17 protein-coding genes are annotated in these 19,613 nt (G+C 72.6%); 16 read left to right on the top strand and 1 reads right to left on the bottom strand.

Annotated elements, in window-relative coordinates; all coding sequences use genetic code 11:
• Positions 1-278 precede the first annotated feature (278 nt).
• From FB462_RS10575 to FB462_RS10500, 16 genes are all read left to right on the top strand, one after another.
• Positions 279-1,967 (top strand): ABC1 kinase family protein, encoded by a 1,689-nt coding sequence (locus FB462_RS10575; protein ID WP_167510090.1) that lies wholly within the window; start codon positions 279-281, stop codon positions 1,965-1,967.
• Positions 1,968-2,165: 198 nt separating this feature from the next.
• Positions 2,166-2,729, top strand: coding sequence for an elongation factor P (gene efp / locus FB462_RS10570; RefSeq protein WP_058742126.1), 564 nt, complete (start codon positions 2,166-2,168; stop codon positions 2,727-2,729).
• Between the two features lie 11 nt (positions 2,730-2,740).
• Positions 2,741-3,250, top strand: a complete 510-nt coding sequence (nusB, locus tag FB462_RS10565) for a transcription antitermination factor NusB (RefSeq protein ID WP_083519979.1) — start codon at positions 2,741-2,743, stop codon at positions 3,248-3,250.
• A gap of 57 nt (positions 3,251-3,307) precedes the next feature.
• A complete protein-coding gene (gene pyrR / locus FB462_RS10560) occupies positions 3,308-3,868 on the top strand; it encodes a bifunctional pyr operon transcriptional regulator/uracil phosphoribosyltransferase PyrR (RefSeq protein ID WP_141861818.1) in 561 nt (186 codons plus the stop codon).
• Positions 3,868-4,830: an aspartate carbamoyltransferase catalytic subunit gene (locus FB462_RS10555; protein WP_058742128.1), complete on the top strand. Its 963-nt coding sequence runs from the start codon at positions 3,868-3,870 to the stop codon at positions 4,828-4,830. Before pyrR ends, FB462_RS10555 begins: the two co-directional genes overlap by 1 nt.
• On the top strand, positions 4,827-6,185 hold the full coding sequence (locus FB462_RS10550; protein WP_141861816.1) for a dihydroorotase: 1,359 nt from the start codon (positions 4,827-4,829) through the stop codon (positions 6,183-6,185). Before FB462_RS10555 ends, FB462_RS10550 begins: the two co-directional genes overlap by 4 nt.
• Positions 6,182-6,724: a PH-like domain-containing protein gene (locus tag FB462_RS10545; protein ID WP_058742130.1), complete on the top strand. Its 543-nt coding sequence runs from the start codon at positions 6,182-6,184 to the stop codon at positions 6,722-6,724. The genes FB462_RS10550 and FB462_RS10545 overlap by 4 nt, the downstream gene beginning before the upstream one ends.
• The gene (carA, locus tag FB462_RS10540; protein ID WP_058742131.1) at positions 6,724-7,923 is read left to right on the top strand and encodes a glutamine-hydrolyzing carbamoyl-phosphate synthase small subunit; all 1,200 of its coding nucleotides are present in this window, start codon (positions 6,724-6,726) and stop codon (positions 7,921-7,923) included. The genes FB462_RS10545 and carA overlap by 1 nt, the downstream gene beginning before the upstream one ends.
• A complete protein-coding gene (gene carB, locus FB462_RS10535; RefSeq protein ID WP_141861814.1) occupies positions 7,923-11,201 on the top strand; it encodes a carbamoyl-phosphate synthase large subunit in 3,279 nt (1,092 codons plus the stop codon). Before carA ends, carB begins: the two co-directional genes overlap by 1 nt.
• An 11-nt stretch (positions 11,202-11,212) precedes the next feature.
• Positions 11,213-12,100, top strand: coding sequence for an orotidine-5'-phosphate decarboxylase (gene pyrF / locus FB462_RS10530; RefSeq protein WP_229666822.1), 888 nt, complete (start codon positions 11,213-11,215; stop codon positions 12,098-12,100).
• The gene (gene gmk / locus FB462_RS10525; RefSeq protein WP_058742133.1) at positions 12,097-13,032 is read left to right on the top strand and encodes a guanylate kinase; all 936 of its coding nucleotides are present in this window, start codon (positions 12,097-12,099) and stop codon (positions 13,030-13,032) included. Before pyrF ends, gmk begins: the two co-directional genes overlap by 4 nt.
• Positions 13,033-13,088: 56 nt before the next feature.
• On the top strand, positions 13,089-13,349 hold the full coding sequence (gene rpoZ, locus FB462_RS10520) for a DNA-directed RNA polymerase subunit omega (protein WP_058742134.1): 261 nt from the start codon (positions 13,089-13,091) through the stop codon (positions 13,347-13,349).
• 5 nt (positions 13,350-13,354) lie between these two features.
• Positions 13,355-14,569, top strand: a complete 1,215-nt coding sequence (metK, locus tag FB462_RS10515) for a methionine adenosyltransferase (RefSeq protein ID WP_058742135.1) — start codon at positions 13,355-13,357, stop codon at positions 14,567-14,569.
• 8 nt (positions 14,570-14,577) lie between these two features.
• Positions 14,578-16,656 carry a primosomal protein N' family DNA-binding protein gene (locus FB462_RS10510; RefSeq protein WP_141861812.1) on the top strand — a complete coding sequence of 693 codons (2,079 nt, stop codon included), beginning with the start codon at positions 14,578-14,580 and terminating at the stop codon, positions 16,654-16,656.
• A gap of 102 nt (positions 16,657-16,758) precedes the next feature.
• On the top strand, positions 16,759-17,850 hold the full coding sequence (gene tdh, locus FB462_RS10505; RefSeq protein ID WP_141861811.1) for an L-threonine 3-dehydrogenase: 1,092 nt from the start codon (positions 16,759-16,761) through the stop codon (positions 17,848-17,850).
• Positions 17,850-19,031 carry a glycine C-acetyltransferase gene (locus FB462_RS10500; RefSeq protein ID WP_141863327.1) on the top strand — a complete coding sequence of 394 codons (1,182 nt, stop codon included), beginning with the start codon at positions 17,850-17,852 and terminating at the stop codon, positions 19,029-19,031. Before tdh ends, FB462_RS10500 begins: the two co-directional genes overlap by 1 nt.
• 123 nt (positions 19,032-19,154) lie before the next feature.
• Here FB462_RS10500 and FB462_RS10495 read toward each other — a convergent pair whose 3' ends face one another.
• On the bottom strand, positions 19,155-19,610 hold the full coding sequence (locus FB462_RS10495) for a DUF4383 domain-containing protein (RefSeq protein WP_181819222.1): 456 nt from the start codon (positions 19,608-19,610) through the stop codon (positions 19,155-19,157).
• Between the last annotated feature and the right edge of the window lie 3 nt (positions 19,611-19,613).

Raw genomic sequence — 19,613 nt, 5'->3', positions numbered from 1 at the left:
GCGGCTGCTGACGGAGCGCACAGGTGAAGCGTTCCCAGGCGTGGTGGCGGATCACGGTCCGTCGCGCCTGGAACGCGCCGAACCAGCTGACGACGGCGCCGACAGAGGACGCCAGGGCGGCGATGTTCGCCGCGACGAGTGCGGTCTCCGTGCCACCCAACGTCGCGCGCCGGGCGCACGCCGACGTCGGAGGCGAGCCGACCTGTGGAAAGCGCGCCGTGCCTCCAGGCCGTGGAGGAGCGCGGCAGGTGCGCAGGGCGGGGGAGCAGACTGGTCCAGTGCCCACCCCGCCCCGTCTGAGCGAGCTCGGTCAGCAGGAGGCCGACGCCGGCAGCCTGCGGTCCCGTGGCCGCCGCTTCGCCGAGCTGCTCGCGATCGCCCGTCGTCACCGTCTGCTGCCCTTCCGCCGGCTCGACTTCTCGCACGCCCCCGAGACCGCCGACCTGCGCCGTGACCAGGCGGAACACCTGCGGCGGGCCCTCGAGGAGGCCGGCGGCGGCTTCGTGAAGATGGGCCAGCTGCTCTCGACGCGGGACGACCTGCTGCCGGAGGAGTGGACCGAGGGGCTCGCGCACCTGCAACGGAGCGTGACCCCGGCGGACGCCGGCGCGGTCGCCGCCCTGCTCGAGGAGGAGCTCGGTGCCCCGGTCGACCAGGTGTTCGCGAGCTTCGACCCGGAGCCGGTCGCCGCCGCCTCGATCGCGCAGGTGCACCGTGCGACGCTGCAGGACGGCACGGTCGTGGCGGTGAAGGTCCAGCGCCCCGGCATCGACGCGGCGGTGCGTCGCGACGTCGACATCGCGCTCCGCGTGGTGCGGTTCCTGGCCCGGACGAGCACCGAGGCGCGGCAGGTCGGGGTCGCCGACGTCGCGCAGCAGTACGCCGACGACCTGGTCCGCCAGGTGGACTTCTCGTCGGAGATGCGGAACCTCGCGGCGCTCCGGGCCGCGCAGGCACGGAGTGCTCGACCGGACGCCGTGGCGTTCCCGGAGCCCTACCGGGACCTGTCGAGCCGTCGCGTCATGGTCATGGAGTTCCTCGAGGGCGAGACCCTCAGCGCGCTGCGCGCAGCCCGGTCGACGCGGGACCTCGACGAGCCGATGCGGGCCGTCCTCGACGCGTTCCTGCGGCAGGTGGTGTTCGACGGGATCTACCACGCCGACCTGCACCCGGGGAACGTCGTGCTGCTGCCGGACGGCCGCCCGGCGCTCATCGACTTCGGGTCCGTCGGGCGGCTCGACCCCGGGCTCCGCGAGACCGTGCAGGACCTGCTCGCCGGGTACATCCAGGACGACACCGCGCGCATCGCCGACGGTGTGCTGCGGATGGCGCCGGTCCGGAACCCCGAGGACGAAGCCGACTTCCGCCGGGACATCGCCGCGTTCGTCGCGGACGAGCTCGGGCCCGGTGCGCGGATCGGCGTCGAGACGGTGGACGACGCCGTCGCCGTGTTCGGTCGCTACCGGCTCAAGCCGCCGCCGGACTTCGTCGCGGCAGCACGTGCGCTGGCGATCTTCGAGGGCACGCTCCGGACGCTCGCGCCGTCGTTCGACCTGCTCGAGGAGTCACGGGACCTGGCCAGGGGGCAGATCCGGGACCAGCTGCGCCCCCGTGCGGTGCGGGACCTGGCGATCCGTGAGCTCTTCGGCGTCGTGTCCACGGTCCGTCGGCTGCCGCGGCGTGTGGACCGCATCGGCGAGGCGCTCGAGAACGGCAAGCTCGCCGTGAACATCCGGTTGTTCTCGGACCGGCGGGACCGCGAGGTCGTGTCGGGACTGCTCCGCCGGGTGCTCCTGGTGTTGCTCGGCGCGGGTGCGGGGGTGCTGTCGATCGTGTACCTGGCGATGCCGGCCCGGCCGACGGCGGTCCTGTCCACCGGCGCCGCCGGCGGGCTGCTGGGCGGCGCGGCCGTCGTGCTCCTCGTGTGGGCCGCGGTCGACGCGTGGCGGGCACGCCGACGACGCTGACCCGCGCGGTCGGCGCTGACCCGCGCGCGCCGGCTCGCGCCCGCCGGCTCGCGCCCGCCGCCCCGCGCCCGCCGTCGCGCCTGGCCGTCCCGCGTCCGTCCGCTACACTCGTCGGGGCGTCGGCACGGGCCTCCCGGCCGCCGTCGGGACCGGACGCACGTCCGGGAGACCTTCACAACACCATCGAACGGAAGACCCATGGCGAGTACCACTGACATCAAGAACGGCGCCGTTCTCATCATCGACGGGCAGCTCTGGTCGGTCGTCGAGTTCCAGCACGTCAAGCCGGGCAAGGGCGGCGCGTTCGTCCGCACCAAGCTGAAGAACGTCGTCTCGGGCAAGGTCGTCGACCGCACGTTCAACGCCGGCGCGAAGATCGACACCGCGACCGTCGACCGCCGTGACTACCAGTACCTGTACCAGGACGGCGAGTCCTACGTGTTCATGGACACCGACACCTACGACCAGATCCCGGTCTCCGAGGCCGTGGTCGGCGACGCGAAGAACTTCCTGCTCGAGTCCGCGATGGTCACCATCGCGATGAACGAGGGCAACCCGCTCTACATCGAGCTCCCGACGTCGATCGTCACCGAGGTGGAGACCGAGCCTGGCCTGCAGGGCGACCGTTCCTCCGGCGGCACGAAGGACGCGACGATCATCGCGACCGGCCACCGCATCCAGGTGCCGCTGTACCTGGAGAACGGCACCACCGTGAAGATCGACACGCGCGACGGCAGCTTCCTCGGCCGCGTCAACTCCTAGGCGTCCGCCCGATGAGTGCTCGTTCGAAGGCCCGCAAGCGCGCCCTCGACATGCTGTACGTGGCCGAGGTGCGTGAGCTCCCGATCGCCGACGTCCTGGCGACCGAGACCGTCCGGCACCTCGACCAGCCCGAGCGCGCCTCGAGCTGGGACTACGCACGGCAGATCGTCACGGGCGTCGACGACGACCGGTCGGCCATCGACAAGGTGATCGTGGAGCACGCGCAGGGCTGGTCCATCGCCCGCATGCCCGTGCTCGACCGCTGCATCCTGCGGATGGGCGTCTGGGAGCTCCGGTACAACCCGGAGGTCCCGGACGCGGTGGCGATCGCCGAGGCGGTCGAGCTCGCGCAGTCGCTGTCGACCGACGACTCGGCGAGCTTCGTGAACGGCGTGCTCGGCGCCGTGGCGGGCGGCCGTGCACCGTCGGCGAAGGCGGCCACCGCTCCCTCCGCCGGCGCTGCCGACGACGACGCCGCACCGTCCGGCCGGACGGTCGCAGGGGACCAGGAGTCCCGGTAGGGTTGACCACGTCAGCGTCCTTTAAGTCCGTCCGGTGAGGCGGGGAAGGAGGTCGGCGTGGGCACCAGAACGGTCCTGCAACAGCCCGACATCACGCGTGCCCTGACACGCATCGCGCACGAGATCCTCGAGGCCAACCACGGTGCCTCGGACCTCGTGCTCCTGGGTATCCCGACGCGGGGTGCCGTCCTGGCCGAGCGGCTCGCGTCGCTGCTCGCGGACATCGAGCCCGAGTGGGCCGCCGAGCGCGACCAGCGCCTCGGCACGCTCGACGTGACGATGCACCGGGACGACCTGGGGCACGGCATCGGTCGTACACCGCACCGCACCACGATCCCGACGAGCGGCATCGACGGCAAGGTCGTCGTGCTCGTCGACGACGTGCTGTACTCCGGCCGCACCGTGCGGGCCGCCCTCGACGCCCTGCAGGGCATCGGGCGGCCCCGTGCGGTGCGGCTCGCCGTGCTCGTCGACCGCGGGCACCGGCAGCTCCCCATCCGGGCGGACCACGTCGGCAAGAACCTGCCGACAGCGTCCGACGAACGGGTCACGCTGCGCCTCACCGAGACCGACGGCACCGACGAAGTCGTGATCGAGCAGCCGGGGGACGACGCCTGATGCGCCACCTGCTCTCCACCGCCGACCTGTCGCGCGACGAGGCCGTCCGGATCCTCGACGTCGCCGAGGAGATGGCCGAGGTCAACACGCGCGAGGTCCGGAAGCTCCCGGCCCTCCGCGGCAAGACCGTGGTCAACCTGTTCTTCGAGGACTCCACCCGCACCCGCATCTCCTTCGAGGCGGCGGCGAAGCGGCTCTCCGCCGACGTCATCAACTTCGCTGCGAAGGGCTCGAGCGTCTCGAAGGGCGAGTCGCTCAAGGACACCGTGCAGACCCTCGGCGCGATGGGCATCGACGGCATCGTGATGCGGCACCCCGCGTCCGGCGCTCCGCGGGTCCTCGCCGAGGCCGACTGGATCGACGTCCCGGTGGTGAACGCCGGCGACGGGACGCACGAGCACCCGACCCAGGCGCTCCTCGACGCCTTCACGATGCGCCGTCGGCTGCACGGCGACGCCAGCCGGGGCGCGGCCCTGGACGGTGTCCGCGTGACGATCGTCGGCGACGTCCTGCACAGCCGCGTCGCCCGGTCGAACGCCTGGCTCCTCCGCACGCTCGGCGCCCAGGTCACGTTCGCCGCTCCGCCGACGCTCCTGCCGGCGGTCGACCGCCCGTTCGGCGGAGCAGTGCACCACGACCTCGACGCGGCCCTCGCCGAGGACCCGGACGTCGTGATGCTCCTCCGCATCCAACAGGAGCGCATGAACGACGCGTTCTTCCCGAACCCCCGCGAGTACACGCGGCACTTCGGCCTGACGGCGGCCCGCGCGGCGGCCCTGTCCGAGCGCACGCTGATCATGCACCCGGGGCCGATGAACCGCGGACTCGAGATCGCCGGCGTCGCCGCCGACGACCCCCGCTCGACCGTCGTCGAGCAGGTCGCGAACGGCGTGTCGGTCCGGATGGCCGTCCTCTACCTCGCCCTGACGGGCGAGCACGAACCGAAGGAGTCCGTCGCATGACCGCTCACCTCATCCGTGGCGCGCAGCTGGTCGACGGCACGCGTGCCGACATCCGCCTGGAGGCGCGGCGCATCACCGCGGTCGGGTCCGGTCTCGACGCGGCCGGGGCCACGGTCGTCGACGCTGACGGGCTGATCGCGCTGCCCGGCCTCGTGGACCTCCACACGCACCTCCGCGAGCCCGGTTTCGAGGAGTCCGAGACGGTGCTCACCGGGTCGCGAGCGGCGGCCGCCGGCGGCTTCACCGCGGTGAACGCGATGGCGAACTCGTCGCCGGTCGCCGACACGGCGGGGGTCGTCGAGCAGGTGCAGGCGCTCGGCGACGACGCCGGGTACGTCACGGTCCGCCCGATCGGTGCGGTGTCGCAGGGGCTGCAGGGAACCCACCTGTCCGAGATCGGGGCCATGGCGACGAGCAGGGCGAAGGTCCGGGTGTTCTCGGACGACGGGTCCTGCGTCGCCGACCCGCTGCTCATGCGCCGGGCGCTCGAGTACATCAAGGGCTTCGGCGGGGTCCTCGCGCAGCACGCGCAGGAACCGCGGCTCACCATCGGCGCGCAGATGAACGAGGGCCGGCTGTCGTCGGAGCTCGGGCTCGCCGGCTGGCCCGCGGTGGCGGAGGAGGCGATCATCGCCCGCGACGTGCTGCTCGCCGACCACGTCGGAGCGCGCCTGCACGTGTGCCACGTCTCGACCGCGGGCAGCGTCGAGGTCATCCGCTGGGCCAAGTCCCGCGGCATCGACGTCACCGCCGAGGTCACGCCGCACCACCTCGTGCTCACCGAGGAACTCATCGCCGGGGTCGACGGCGCGCCCGGGTACGACGCCAAGTACAAGGTGAACCCGCCGCTCCGCTCGCGCGAGGACGTGGACGCGCTCCGCGCCGCACTCGCCGACGGCACCATCGACATCGTCGCCACCGACCACGCGCCGCACACCGCCGAGGCGAAGTGCTGCGAGTGGCCGGCCGCCGCGAACGGCATGGTCGGACTCGAGTCGGCGCTCAGCGTCGTGCACGCGGCCGTGGTCGAGTCCGGACAGCTCGACTGGGCGGACGTCGCGCGCGTCCTGTCCGAGGCGCCGGCGCGCATCGGGCAGGTCGAGGGCCACGGACAGCGCATCGTCGAGGGCGCTCCAGCCGAGCTCGCCCTCTACGACCCGGCGGCCGTCCGCGAGTTCTCCGTGGCGGATCTTGCCGGCCAGTCGCAGAACTCCCCGTACCTCGGGATGCGCCTGCCCGGACGGGTCGTCGCGACCTTCCACCACGGCGCCCCGACGGTGCTCGACGGCCGGCTCGTCGACGCCGAGACCGTCGCGGCGCACGCGCGCAGCGTGCGGGCGGAGGCGACGGCATGAGTGGTGACGCGCTGCGCTGGCTCGTCGGCGGGATCGTCCTGGCCCTCGTCGCCCTGCTGTTCGTCGCCATGGCGCGCACCTGGCGGACGCGGGCCAGGCGTCAGACGGCAGCCGTGCCTCCCGTCCCGGTCCCGACCGACGTCGGACCGGCAGCCGGGTCCTGGGACGGGTTCACCGTCGCGACGACCCGCGCCGACGAGCCACTCGAACGCATCACCGCCGGCGGTCTCGGGTTCCGGGGCCGCGGCGGGGTGACCGTCCACGACACCGGGGTGGTCCTGCACCACGCCGGCGCCGTGGACCGCTGGATCGCGGTGGACGCCGTGCGCGGCGCCGACCGCGCCACGTGGGCCATCGACCGTGTGGTCGAGCCCGGGGGACTGGTCCGTCTGCGATGGACGGCGACCGGCGCCGCAGGTGCGACGGACCTCGACACCTACTTCCGGTTCCCGGAAGGCGGCGCAGCAGCACTCGCCGCCCTGCAGGGACTGACGACGACGCACGAACACCCGCACCCCGCGGGCGAAGGGACGAACTGATGACACGCGAACGGGCCGTGCTGGTCCTCGAGGACGGCACCCGGTACGACGGATGGGCGTACGGCGCCCGAGGCCGATCCCTCGGCGAGGTGGTCTTCGCCACGGGCATGACCGGCTACCAGGAGACGCTGACCGACCCGTCCTACGCCGGACAGATCGTGGTGCAGACGGCACCGCACATCGGCAACACCGGCGTCAACGACGAGGACCCCGAGTCCCGTCGCATCTGGGTGGCGGGCTACGTCGTCCGCGACCCCAGCCGCGTCGTGTCGAACCACCGCGCGAACGCCACGCTCGACGAGCACCTCGTCCGCGACGGCATCGTCGGCATCTCCGGGATCGACACCCGCGCGCTGACGCGTCGGATCCGCGACGCCGGCGCCATGAAGGGCGGCGTCTTCAGCGGCGCGGACGCGGACCTGTCCGCCGACGAGCAGCTGGCCGCCGTCCGCGACCAGGCCGCGATGCAGGGTGCGAGCTTCTCGTCGATCGTCTCCACGCCGGAGACCTACGTGGTCCCGGCCGTCGGGGAGCAGATCGGCCGGCTCGCCGTGCTCGACCTCGGCGTGAAGGCGTCGACCACCCGCTACCTCGCCGAGCGCGGGTTCGAGGTGCACGTCGTGCCGCAGGACATCACCGCGGCCGAGCTGTCGGCGCTGGATCCCGATGCCCTCTTCTACTCGAACGGCCCCGGCGACCCCGCCGCGAGCGACGCGCAGGTCGAACTCCTGCAGCAGTCGCTGCGGACCGGCCGCCCGTTCTTCGGCATCTGCTTCGGCAACCAGCTCCTCGGCCGCGCGCTGGGCTTCGGTACCTACAAGCTGCCGTTCGGCCACCGCGGGATCAACCAGCCGGTGCTCGACACCGCCACGGGCAAGGTCGAGATCACGAGCCAGAACCACGGCTTCGCGGTCGACGCGCCCCTGGACCAGGTCGTCGAGTCGCCCGCCGGGTTCGGTCGGGTCGAGGTCTCGCACTACTCCCTGAACGACCAGGTGGTCGAGGGGCTCCGCGCCCTCGACGTGCCCGCCTTCAGCGTGCAGTACCACCCGGAGGCGGCGGCCGGCCCGCACGACTCCATGTACCTGTTCGACCGGTTCGCCGACCTGGTCCGCGCGCGCCGTGCGGGGGAGCCGCTCGACGCGGCCACCGCCACCGCCACGACCCCCGCAGCCGACGTCACGAAGGAAGCCAACTGATGCCGAAGCGCGCAGACATCAACTCCGTCCTCGTCATCGGCTCCGGCCCGATCGTCATCGGGCAGGCCGCCGAGTTCGACTACTCCGGCACCCAGGCGTGCCGCGTCCTCCGCGCCGAGGGCGTCCGCGTCATCCTCGTCAACCCGAACCCGGCGACGATCATGACCGACCCGGACTTCGCCGACGCGACCTACATCGAGCCGATCACGAGCGCGTCGCTCGAGGAGATCATCAAGATCGAGCAGCCCGACGCGGTCCTGCCGACCCTCGGCGGTCAGACGGCCCTCAACGCGGCGATCAAGCTCGACGCCGAGGGCATCCTCGAGAAGTACGGCGTCGAGCTCATCGGCGCCAAGGTCGACGCGATCCAGCGCGGCGAGGACCGCCAGCTCTTCAAGGAGCTCGTCCTCGAGTCCGGCGCCGACGTGGCCCGCAGCCACATCGCGCACACCCTCGAGGAAGCCAAGGCGTTCGCGGCCGACCTCGGATACCCGCTCGTCGTCCGGCCGTCCTTCACGATGGGCGGCCTCGGTTCGGGCTTCGCCTACAACGAGGAGGAGCTCGTCCGCTTCGTCGGCGACGGCCTGCAGTCCAGCCCGACCACCGAGGTGCTCCTCGAGGAGTCGATCCTCGGCTGGAAGGAGTACGAGCTCGAGCTCATGCGGGACAACTTCGACAACACGGTCGTGATCTGCTCGATCGAGAACGTCGACCCGGTGGGCGTCCACACGGGCGACTCGATCACGGTCGCCCCCGCGCTGACGCTGACCGACCGCGAGTACCAGAACATGCGGAACATCGGCATCGACATCATCCGTCGCGTCGGTGTCGACACCGGTGGCTGCAACATCCAGTTCGCCGTCGACCCGTCGAACGGCCGGCTCATCGTCATCGAGATGAACCCGCGCGTCTCCCGCTCGTCGGCGCTCGCGTCGAAGGCCACGGGCTTCCCGATCGCGAAGATCGCCGCGAAGCTCGCCATCGGGTACCGCCTGGACGAGATCGAGAACGACATCACCCGCGTCACCCCGGCGAGCTTCGAGCCGACGCTCGACTACGTCGTCGTGAAGACCCCGCGGTTCGCGTTCGAGAAGTTCCCGGCGGCCGACGCCACGCTCACAACCACGATGAAGAGCGTCGGCGAGGCGATGGCCATCGGCCGGAACTACGCCACCGCGCTGCAGAAGTCCCTGCGGAGCCTCGAGAAGCGCGGCTCGAGCTTCCATTGGGACACCCCGGCGGCCGAGCTCGACAAGGACGCGCTGCTCGAGAAGGCCCAGGTGCCGACCGACGGCCGCATCGTCACGGTGCAGCAGGCGCTCGTCGCCGGCGCCACGGCGGACGAGGTCTTCGAGGCCACGAAGATCGACCCGTGGTTCATCGACCAGATCGTCCTCATCAACGAGGTCGCGGCCGAGGTCGCAGCAGCCGAGACGCTCGACGCGGGCACCCTCCGGTGGGCCAAGGAGCACGGCTTCAGCGACGCTCAGATCGCGGGCCTGCGGGGGATCTCCGAGCAGGAGGCCCGCGACGCGCGGCACGCCCTGGGCATCCGCCCCGTCTTCAAGACGGTCGACACCTGCGCCGGCGAGTTCCCGGCCCTCACGCCGTACCACTACTCGTCGTACGACACCGAGACCGAGGTCGCCCCGAGCGACCGCAAGAAGGTCGTCATCCTCGGCTCCGGCCCGAACCGCATCGGCCAGGGCGTCGAGTTCGACTACTCGTGCGTCCACGCCTCCTTCGCGCTCAGCGAGGCCGGGTTCGAGACGATCATGATCAACTGCAACCCGGAGACGGTGTCGACCGACTACGACACCTCGGACCGGCTCTACTTCGAGCCGCTCACCACAGAGGACGTCCTCGAGGTCATCGAGGCCGAGGCCGCTTCCGGCGAGCTCGTCGGCGTCGTCGTGCAGCTCGGCGGCCAGACCGCCCTGGGCCTGGCGAAGCCGCTCGAGGCGGCCGGGATCCCGATCCTCGGCACGAGCCCCGCGGCGATCGACTCCGCCGAGGAGCGCGGGCAGTTCTCCGCGATCCTCGAGCAGGCCGGCCTGCTCGCACCGCGCAACGGCACCGCGCACGACCTGGCGAGCGCGACCGCGGTCGCCGAGGAGATCGGCTACCCGGTCCTCGTCCGCCCGTCCTTCGTGCTCGGCGGCCGCGGCATGGAGATCGTCTACGACCCGGCCGCCCTGGCGGACTACTTCGACCGGATGGCCGACGAGGCGATCATCGGCCCGGAGCTCCCGCTGCTCGTCGACCGGTTCCTGGACGACGCGGTGGAGATCGACGTCGACGCGCTGTCCGACGGGGAGCGCCTGTACATCGGCGGCATCATGGAGCACATCGAGGAGGCCGGCATCCACTCCGGCGACTCGGCGTGCACCCTGCCCCCGGTCGGACTCGGCAAGGCGGAGATCCGCGGCGTGGTCGAGGCCACCGAGCGGATCGCACGCGGCATCGGCGTGCAGGGCCTGCTCAACGTCCAGTTCGCCATCGGCGCCGGCGTGCTCTACGTGCTCGAGGCGAACCCGCGCGCGAGCCGCACGGTCCCGTTCGTCTCGAAGGCGCTCGGCATCCCGCTCGCGAAGGCCGCGAGCCGCATCATGACCGGCACCTCGATCGACGCGCTCGTCGCCGAGGGCCTGCTGCCCGAGCGTGACGGCTCGTCCGTGCCCGCGCAGGCACCGGTCGCCGTCAAGGAGGCCGTGCTGCCCTTCCGCCGCTTCCGCACCCACGACGGCCAGGTCGTCGACTCGGTGCTCAGCCCGGAGATGCGCTCCACGGGCGAGGTCATGGGCATCGACCGCGACTTCCCCCGCGCCTTCCTCAAGTCGCAGGACGCCGCGTACGGCGGCCTGCCGACGAGCGGCACGGTGTTCGTGAGCGTCGCGGACACCGACAAGCGCCAGGTGGTCCTGCCGGTGCACCGCCTGCAGCAGCTCGGCTTCACGATCACCGCGACCGAGGGCACCGCCGAGGTGCTCCGCCGCAACGGCATCGAGGTCACGCTGGTCGGCAAGTACAGCGAGGGCGGCGAGAGCGTCGTCGACCTGCTCGCCCGCGACGAGGTCGACATCGTCATCAACACGCCGTCCGGTGCCGCCGGTCGCGCGGACGGGTACGAGATCCGTGCGGCGACGGTCGCGGCGGACAAGCCGCTCTTCACGACCATCGCGCAGCTGGGTGCAGCGGTCGCGGCGATCGAGACGATCGGCACGCCGCACAGCGTCCGAAGCCTGCAGGACTACGCGCTCGAGCGCGCGACCTGGTGACGGCCGGTCCCGTGGCAGCTGACACCCGGCCGGGAGGCACGGCCCCCTTCGGCGTGCGGCTCGCCGCCGCCATCGGGTCGCGTTCCGCACTGTGCGTCGGCATCGACCCCCACGCCGCCACCCTGGCGGCGTGGGGGCTCGGCCGCGACGAGCAGGGGCTGACGGCGTTCGGCGCCGCCCTGGTCGACGCGGCCGCCGGCCGCGCGGCGATCGTCAAGCCGCAGGTCGCCTTCTTCGAGGCGGCGGGGGTCGCCGGCTACCGCGCGCTCGACGCGACCGTCCGTCGGGCACGTGATGCGGGCCTCCTGGTCGTCGCCGACGTCAAGCGGGGCGACATCGGCTCGACCGGTGACGACTACGCGCTGGCGTGGCTGGACCGCGACGGGCCGTTCCGGGCCGACGCGATGACGGTCTCGCCGTACCTCGGCTACGGGTCGCTCGTCGGCACCGTCGACGTGGCGCGCCGGAACGGTGCGGGGGTCTTCGTGCTCGCCGCGACGAGCAACCCCGAGGCACGGCTGCTGCAGACCGCGGTCGTCGCCGAGGGCCCGCGTGCCGGCCGGACGGTCGCGGCCGGTATCGTGCTCGATGTGGCAGACGACAACCGGACCGGCGGCGACCAGCCGCTCGGGGACGTCGGGCTCGTGCTCGGCGCCACCCTCGACCTCGACGACTTCGGCATCGACGCGGCGGCCATCGGCTCCGCGCCGGTGCTCGCCCCGGGCTTCGGCGCGCAGGGCGCCCGGATCGAGGACCTCCGGTCGTTGTACGGCTCTCGTGCCGAGCAGGTGCTCGTGAGCGAGTCCCGCGGGCTGCTGTCCGCCGGCCCCGACGGGGTCGCCGGGCTCGTGCAGGAGCGGGCGGACCGCATCCGTGTGGCGCTGGAGGTGGCCGCGTGACGGACGGCACGGACGGCGCACCCGTGGACCGCAGCGGCCTCCCCGCGCACCGGAACCCGCCGGAGGTCGACCGGGTCGCCGCCGCCCGCGCCGCCGTGGCCGCGCGACGCGCCCGGGCAGCGGTCAAGGCGCAGGTCGCGTCGGGGGAGCGCAGCCCCCTCGAGGTCGCCCGCGCCGCCTGGTCCGACGCCGACCTGCCCGCCGAGAAGTCGCTGCGCGTCCGCGACCTCCTGACGAGCATCTCGGGCATCGGTCCCGCCCGTGCCGAGGCCGTGATGAGCGAGCTGCGGATCGCGCCGTCGAAGCGCCTCGGCGGACTCGGCTCGCGGCAGCGTTCGGCCCTGGCCGACTGGCTCGCCGCGCGCGGCCGGAAACGTGGCACGTCGAAGCTCGTCGTGCTCGCCGGACCCACCGCCGTGGGCAAGGGCACGGTGAGCGCGTACATCCGCGAGCAGTACCCGGACGTGAACCTCAGCGTCTCCGCGACGACCCGGAAGCCCCGACCGGGCGAGGTCGACGGCGTGCACTACTACTTCGTCGACGACGCCGAGTTCGACCGGATGATCCGCGACCGCGAGCTCCTGGAGTGGGCGGTCGTGCACAACTCCTACCGCTACGGCACCCCGCGGCCGCCGATCGACCGCGCGCTCGACGCCGGCGACAAGGTGATGCTCGAGATCGACCTGCAGGGCGCGCGGCAGGTGCGCGACGCCATGCCCGAGGCGGTCCTGGTGTTCCTGCTCCCGCCGACGTGGGAGGAACTCGTCCGCCGCCTGATCGGCCGCGGCACCGAGTCCGCCGAGGAACAGGCCCGCCGGCTCGAGACCGCCAAGGTCGAGCTCGCCGCCCAGGACGAGTTCGACGTGCGGATCGTGAACTCCGATGTCGGCACCGCGGCACGAGAAGTCGTAGACTTGTTCACTGCGCCCTAGCCGGGAGCGCCCGTGCCCTCCGGGGCACACACCATCTTCTGCCGACTGGAGACACCATGGCCAACCCCCAGGGCATCATCGACCCGCCCATCGACGACCTGCTGTCCAAGGTGGAGTCGAAGTACGCGCTCGTCATCTTCGCGTCGAAGCGCGCTCGTCAGATCAACGACTACTACGCGGACCTGCACGAGGGATCGCTCTTCGACAACGTCGGGCCGCTCGTCGACTCGACCATCGACGACAAGCCGCTGTCCGTCGCTCTCCACGAGATCAACGAGGACAAGCTGACCGTCACCAAGCAGCAGCCCACCGACTGACCGCGGTGACGAGCACCAACCTGCGCCTCTTCACGTCCGAGTCGGTGACGGAGGGGCACCCCGACAAGATCTGCGACCAGATCTCGGACACGATCCTCGACGCGCTGCTCACGGTCGACCCGCACGCGCGCGTCGCCGTCGAGACGATGGTGACGACTGGGCTGGTGCACGTCGCCGGCGAGGTCACGACCTCGGGCTACGTCGAGATCCCGAAGCTCGTCCGCGACGTCATCACGGGCATCGGGTACAACTCGTCCGAGGTCTCGTTCGACGGCCGCACCTGCGGCGTCGAAGTCTCGATCGGTGCGCAGTCGCCGGACATCGCGCAGGGCGTCGACGAGTCGCTCGACAGCCGCTCCGGCGCAGGCGTCGACCCGCTCGACCGGCAGGGTGCCGGTGACCAGGGCATCATGTTCGGTTTCGCGACGAACGAGACGCCGGAGTACATGCCCGTCGCGATCTGGCTCGCGCACCGCCTGGCGGAGCGTCTGGCCGAGGTGCGCAAGACCGGTGTGCTCGACTTCCTCCGCCCCGACGGGAAGACGCAGGTCACCGTCGGGTACGACGGCGTCGTCCCGAAGACCGTCGAGACCGTCGTGCTCTCGACGCAGCACTCGCCGGCGGTGACGCTGGCCGAGCTCACGGCGCAGATCACCGAGCACGTGATCCGTCCGGTGCTCGACCTGGTGGACCTCGACTCGTCGCACGTCGACGTGATCGTGAACCCGACCGGCCGGTTCGAGATCGGTGGTCCCCAGGGCGACGCCGGGCTGACCGGTCGCAAGGTGATCGTCGACACGTACGGCGGAGCGTCCCGGCACGGTGGTGGCGCGTTCAGCGGCAAGGACCCGTCGAAGGTCGACCGCTCGGCCGCGTACGCGCTGCGCTGGGTCGCGAAGAACGCCGTCGCGGCGGGGCTCGCGGACCGGCTCGAGGTGCAGGTGGCGTACGCGATCGGCCGCGCGAAGCCCGTCGGGCTGTACGTCGAGTCGTTCGGCACCGGCCATGTCGACGACGCCACGATCGAGGCCGCGATCACGCAGGTGTTCGACCTGCGTCCGGCCGCGATCATCCGCGACCTCGACCTGCTCAAGCCCCGGTACGCGCAGACCGCGGCGTACGGCCACTTCGGCCGCGAGCTGCCCGGCTTCACCTGGGAGCAGCTCGACCGCGTCGAGGAACTCCGCGCCGCCGCAGGACTCGTCGCCGCCACCGTCTAGGGCACCGCGTGCCCGTCGTCGCGCGTGTCGTCCTCGACTCGCCGCTCCCGCAGTTGGACCGTCTGTTCGACTACCGGGTGCCGGCCGAGCTCGAGGACGACTGCGTGCCGGGCGTCCGTGTCAAGGTGCCGCTGCGCACCGGGGCGCGGATGTCCGACGCCTGGGTGGTCGAGGTCGTCGCGGCGGACGCCGCCGACGCCGACACGACCTTCGCGGGTGAGCTGAGCCCGGTCGAGCAGGTCGTCTCGCCGGTGCCCGTCCTGGCACCGGAGATCTGGTCGCTCGCCCGGGCCGTCGCCGACCGGGCCGCGGGGGTCGCCTCCGACGTGCTCCGGCTCGCCGTCCCGCCCCGGCAGGTGCGGGCCGAGAAGGCCTGGCTCGCGCGCGACCCCGAGTGGTCGCCGCCGTCGGTCACGGCCGGCCCCGTCGCCGGCTACGCCGAGGGCGTCCTGGAGGCGCTGGTCTCCGATCACGGACGCGCGGCGGTGGCCGCCCTGCCGCACCCGGTCGCGCTGCACCCCGTCGCGCTGCACCCCGTCGTGGTCGCGCCGAGCCCCGTCCACGGTGGCCCGGACCCGGCTCCCGCTGCTCCCGAGCCGGGACCGGATCCGGTCTGGGTCCCCGGCTGGGCCGCCACGATCGCCCAGGCCGCGGCACACGCCGTCGCCGCGGAGCAGTCCGTGGTCGTCGCGGTCCCCGACTTCCGCGACGTCACCGACCTCGAGCGGGCGCTCCTCGCCGTGCTGCCGGTCGAGCGCGTCGTGCGCTTCGACGCCAAGCAGACGAACGGCGCGCGGGCGAAGGCACTGCTGCAGGCCCGGTCGCACGCCGTCGTGGCGATCGGCAACCGCACCGCGATGTACGCGCCGGCGACCGACCTCGGTCTGATCGTCGTGTGGGACGACGGGGACGCCTCGTTCGTCGAGCCCCGGGCACCGTACGTGCACACCCGTGACGTCGCGCTCGTCCGGGCGGCCCAGTCCGGCGCCGGGCTGCTGTTCGTCTCGCACGCGCGGAGCACCGACGTGCAACGGCTCGTCGAACTGCACTGGCTCGACGAGGTCGCTCCGTACCGGCAGCCAACCCCGAAGGTCATCCCGACGGTGCAGCAGGGCGGTGCCGAGGGGTTCGCGGCCCAGGCACGCATCCCGAGCACGGCCTGGCGTGCGGCGCGCGAGGCGAGTCAGCACTGGCCGGTGCTCGTGCAGGTCGCGAGTCCCGGGTTCGGCACCGGCCTGGTCTGCGCCGAGTGCGGGGAACGGGCGCACTGCCGGGTGTGCGGGGGACCGCTCGGCCAACCCCACCGCGGCGCGACTCCGCAGTGCCGGTTCTGCGGCGCCCTCGCCGTGGGCTTCCGGTGTCCGACGTGCGGCAACGGCACCGTGAAGCCCGTCGGGCAGGGCGCTCAGCGCACCGCCGACGAGCTCGGCCGGGCGTTCCCGGGCACCCGCATCGTCGTCGCCGACGGTTCCCGACCGCTCGACGAGGTCCCCGCCCGCCCCTCGGTGGTCGTCGCCACCCGCGGCGCGGAGCCGAACGTGCCGGGCGGCTACGCCTGCGTGCTCCTGCTCGACGGGGAGCGCATGCTCGCCCGCGAGGGCCTCCGCGTGCAGGAGGACGTGCTGCGGTTCTGGACGGGCGCCGCGGCGAAGGGCGCCCCCGGGTCCGAGGTCTACCTGGTGGGCATCGGCGGCCGGCTCGCGACCGCGATGGCCACCTGGCGGCTCGACGTCCCCGCGCACGACGAACTCGTCGACCGTCGCGCGCTGCACTTCCCACCGGCGGTGCGGGTCGCGACCCTGACCGGCACGGACGACGCCGTGACGGCCGCGGTCGAGGCCCTCGGGGACTCCCTGGTCGGCGACGTGCTCGGTCCGGTGCCGGTCGAGGACGATCCGGTCCCGGGCACGGTCCGGGCGATCGTGCGGTTCCCGTACGCGCACGGTGCCGAGGTCGCGGCGACGCTCAAGGCCGAGGTCATCCGGCGCTCGTCCACGCGGCGGGTGCTCCCCGGCGGCAACCGCCGTCGTGCGGCACCCACGCTCCGCGTCCGGCTCGACGACGCCGAGCCCTTCGCCGAGGTCTGACCGCCCCCGCGCGTCGCGGCCACCTGTGCCAGGCTGAGGGACGGTGGTCACGAGCCACCGCCGAACACACCACACGCACAACGAGGTGACGAGGTGACGCCGATGCGCGCGCTCTGGAAGCCGGACGCCGGTCCGGGACTGATCATGACCGAACGACCGGTGCCGGTCCCCGCCCCGGACGAGGTGCTCGTGCGGGTGCTCCGCACCGGGATCTGCGGGACCGACCTGCACATCGAGCGGTGGGACGACTGGGCCGCGTCGGCGGTCTCCGCACCGCTCGTCCCCGGGCACGAGTTCTCCGGCGAGGTGGTCGAGGTCGGGCCCGCCGTCCGCGACGTCGCCGTGGGGGACCGGGTCTCCGGCGAGGGCCACATCGTGTGCGGCACATGCCGGAACTGCCGGGCCGGCCGCCGCCAGATGTGCATCCGCACGAAGGGCGTCGGCGTGCAGCGGGACGGCGCCTTCGCGGAGTACCTGACGCTCCCCGCCGCGAACGTCTGGGTGCACCACACCGACGTCGACCCCGAGGTCGCCGCGCTCTTCGACCCGCTCGGCAACGCGGTGCACACGGCGCTCGCGTTCCCCCTCGTCGGCGAGGACGTGCTCGTCACCGGCTGCGGTCCGATCGGGCTCATGGCGATCGCCGTCGCACGGCACGCCGGCGCCCGGTTCGTCGTCGGCACCGACGTCAGTGCGAACCGGCTCGCCCTCGCCAGGACGATGGGCGCGGACCTCGCCGTCGACGTGTCGGACGCCGGCGCCGGACGTGGTGCGGCGACCGCCGGGTCGCAGGACGCGGTCGGGGCCCTCCGCGACGCCCAGCAGCGGCTCGGCATGCGCGAGGGCTTCGACGTCGGCTTCGAGATGTCCGGCGCGCCCACGGCCCTGCCGGCGATGGTCGAGACGATGAACCACGGCGGCCGGATCGCGATGCTCGGACTCCCGTCCGGGCCGATCGCGGTCGACTGGGGGAAGGTCGTCACGCACATGCTCACCGTGAAGGGGATCTACGGCCGCGAGATGTTCGAGACGTGGCAGACCATGAGCAGCATGCTGCAGACGAGCGCGGCGCTCCGCGGTCGGATCGGCTCGCTCGTGTCCGGGCGCTTCCCGGCACGGGACTGGCAGCAGGCGTTCGCCGCGGCGGCGAGCGCGGACGGCGGCAAGGTCGTCATCGACTGGACGGAGGCGTGATGTACGGCGCGATGCAGGACCATCTGCAGGCAGAGCTCGCGGGCATCGAGGCGGCGGGGCTGACGAAGCGGGAGCGCGGCATCGCCGGCCCCCAGCGCGCGGCGATCGAGGCCGGCGGAACGGAGCTGCTGAACTTCTGCGCGAACAACTACCTCGGGCTCGCGGACGCCCCGGAGCTCGTGGACGCCGCGAAGGACGCCCTCGACCGTTGGGGGTACGGGATGGCCAGCGTGCGCTTCATCTGCGGCACGCAGGACCTGCACCTCGAGCTCGAGGAACGGGTCTCCGGCTTCCTCGGCACCGAGGCGACGATCCTGTACTCGTCGTGCTTCGACGCGAACGGCGGGCTGTTCGAGGTGCTGCTCGGTCCGGAGGACGCCGTGATCTCCGACGAGCTGAACCACGCGTCGGTCATCGACGGCATCCGGCTCAGCAAGGCGCGCCGGTTCCGGTACCGGAACCGGGACACCGCCGACCTGGAGGCGCAGCTCGCCGCCGCCGCGGACGCCCGGTTCCGCCTCGTGGTCACGGACGGCGTGTTCTCGATGGACGGGTCGATCGCGCCGCTGGCCGAGATCTGCGATCTCGCGGAGCGGTACGACGCCCTCGTGGTCGTGGACGACTCGCACGCCGTCGGGTTCGTCGGCGCGCACGGACGGGGCACGCCCGAGCTGTGCGGGGTCGCGGACCGGGTGGACGTCCTGACCGGGACGTTCGGCAAGGCACTCGGCGGGGCCTCGGGCGGGTACGTCTCCGGCCGCCGGGAGATCGTCGACCTGCTGCGCCAGCGTTCCCGGCCGTACCTGTTCTCGAACTCGCTCGCCCCGGTGATCGCCGCGGGCACGGTGGCGGCGCTCGACCTGATCGAGCGATCGGAGGACGCCCGCGCCCGGCTGGCCGCGAACGCCGCGCGCTTCCGGTCGTCGATGACCGACGCCGGGTTCGAGCTGCTGCCCGGGGAGCACCCGATCGTCCCGGTGATGTTCCACGACGCGGCGCGCACGGCCCGGATCGCCGACGAGATGCAGGCCCGCGGGGTCTACGTCACGGCGTTCAGCTACCCGGTGGTCCCGGAGGGGCGGGCACGCATCCGGGTGCAGCTCTCCGCCGCGCACACGCCCGAGCAGGTCGACCGTTGCGTCGAGGCCTTCGTGGCCGCACGCGCAGCCGTCCCCGCCTGACGATCCCCTCGCAACACGCAACGTCGGCGGTTCCTCGCAGCGGAGTACCGCTGCGAGCAACCGCCGACGTTGCGTTTCGCGGGCCGACCCCCGGGGTCAGGCCCAGGGGGCAGGCCCCGGAGGTCAGGCGCCGACGGGCGTCCGGCGACCGCGCGGGAACACGACGCCGAGGGCGACCATGCCGATCGCGAGCACGAGGTGCAGCCAGTTGTCGGCCCAGTTGAGCGGCACGAAGTTCGCGCCGGACATCGTGCCGGCGGTGAACAGCCCGTACACCCAGAGCACGAAGTAGACGACTCCGCCGATCACGAGGTACATGCGCGAGCCGGTCGCCCGGTTCGCCGCGAGCAGGCCGACGACGCCGAACAGCAGGTGCACGATGTTGTGCAGCACCGAGACCTGGAAGATCCCGAGCAGCATCGCCATCGAGCCGTGTCCGGCACCGCCGAGGTCGCCGGAGGTCAGCCCGGGCACGAACCCGGCGATCCCGACGAGCAGGAAGACGATGCCGACGACCATCGCGACCTTCTGGATCGACGAGCCGGCGTAGCGGTTGGTGGAGGTGGTCACGTCACTCATGAC

It is taken from the genome of Curtobacterium citreum (assembly GCF_006715175.1).
GTDB classification, from domain to species: domain Bacteria; phylum Actinomycetota; class Actinomycetes; order Actinomycetales; family Microbacteriaceae; genus Curtobacterium; species Curtobacterium citreum.
This window is presented reverse-complemented; position numbering and strand designations above follow the sequence as displayed.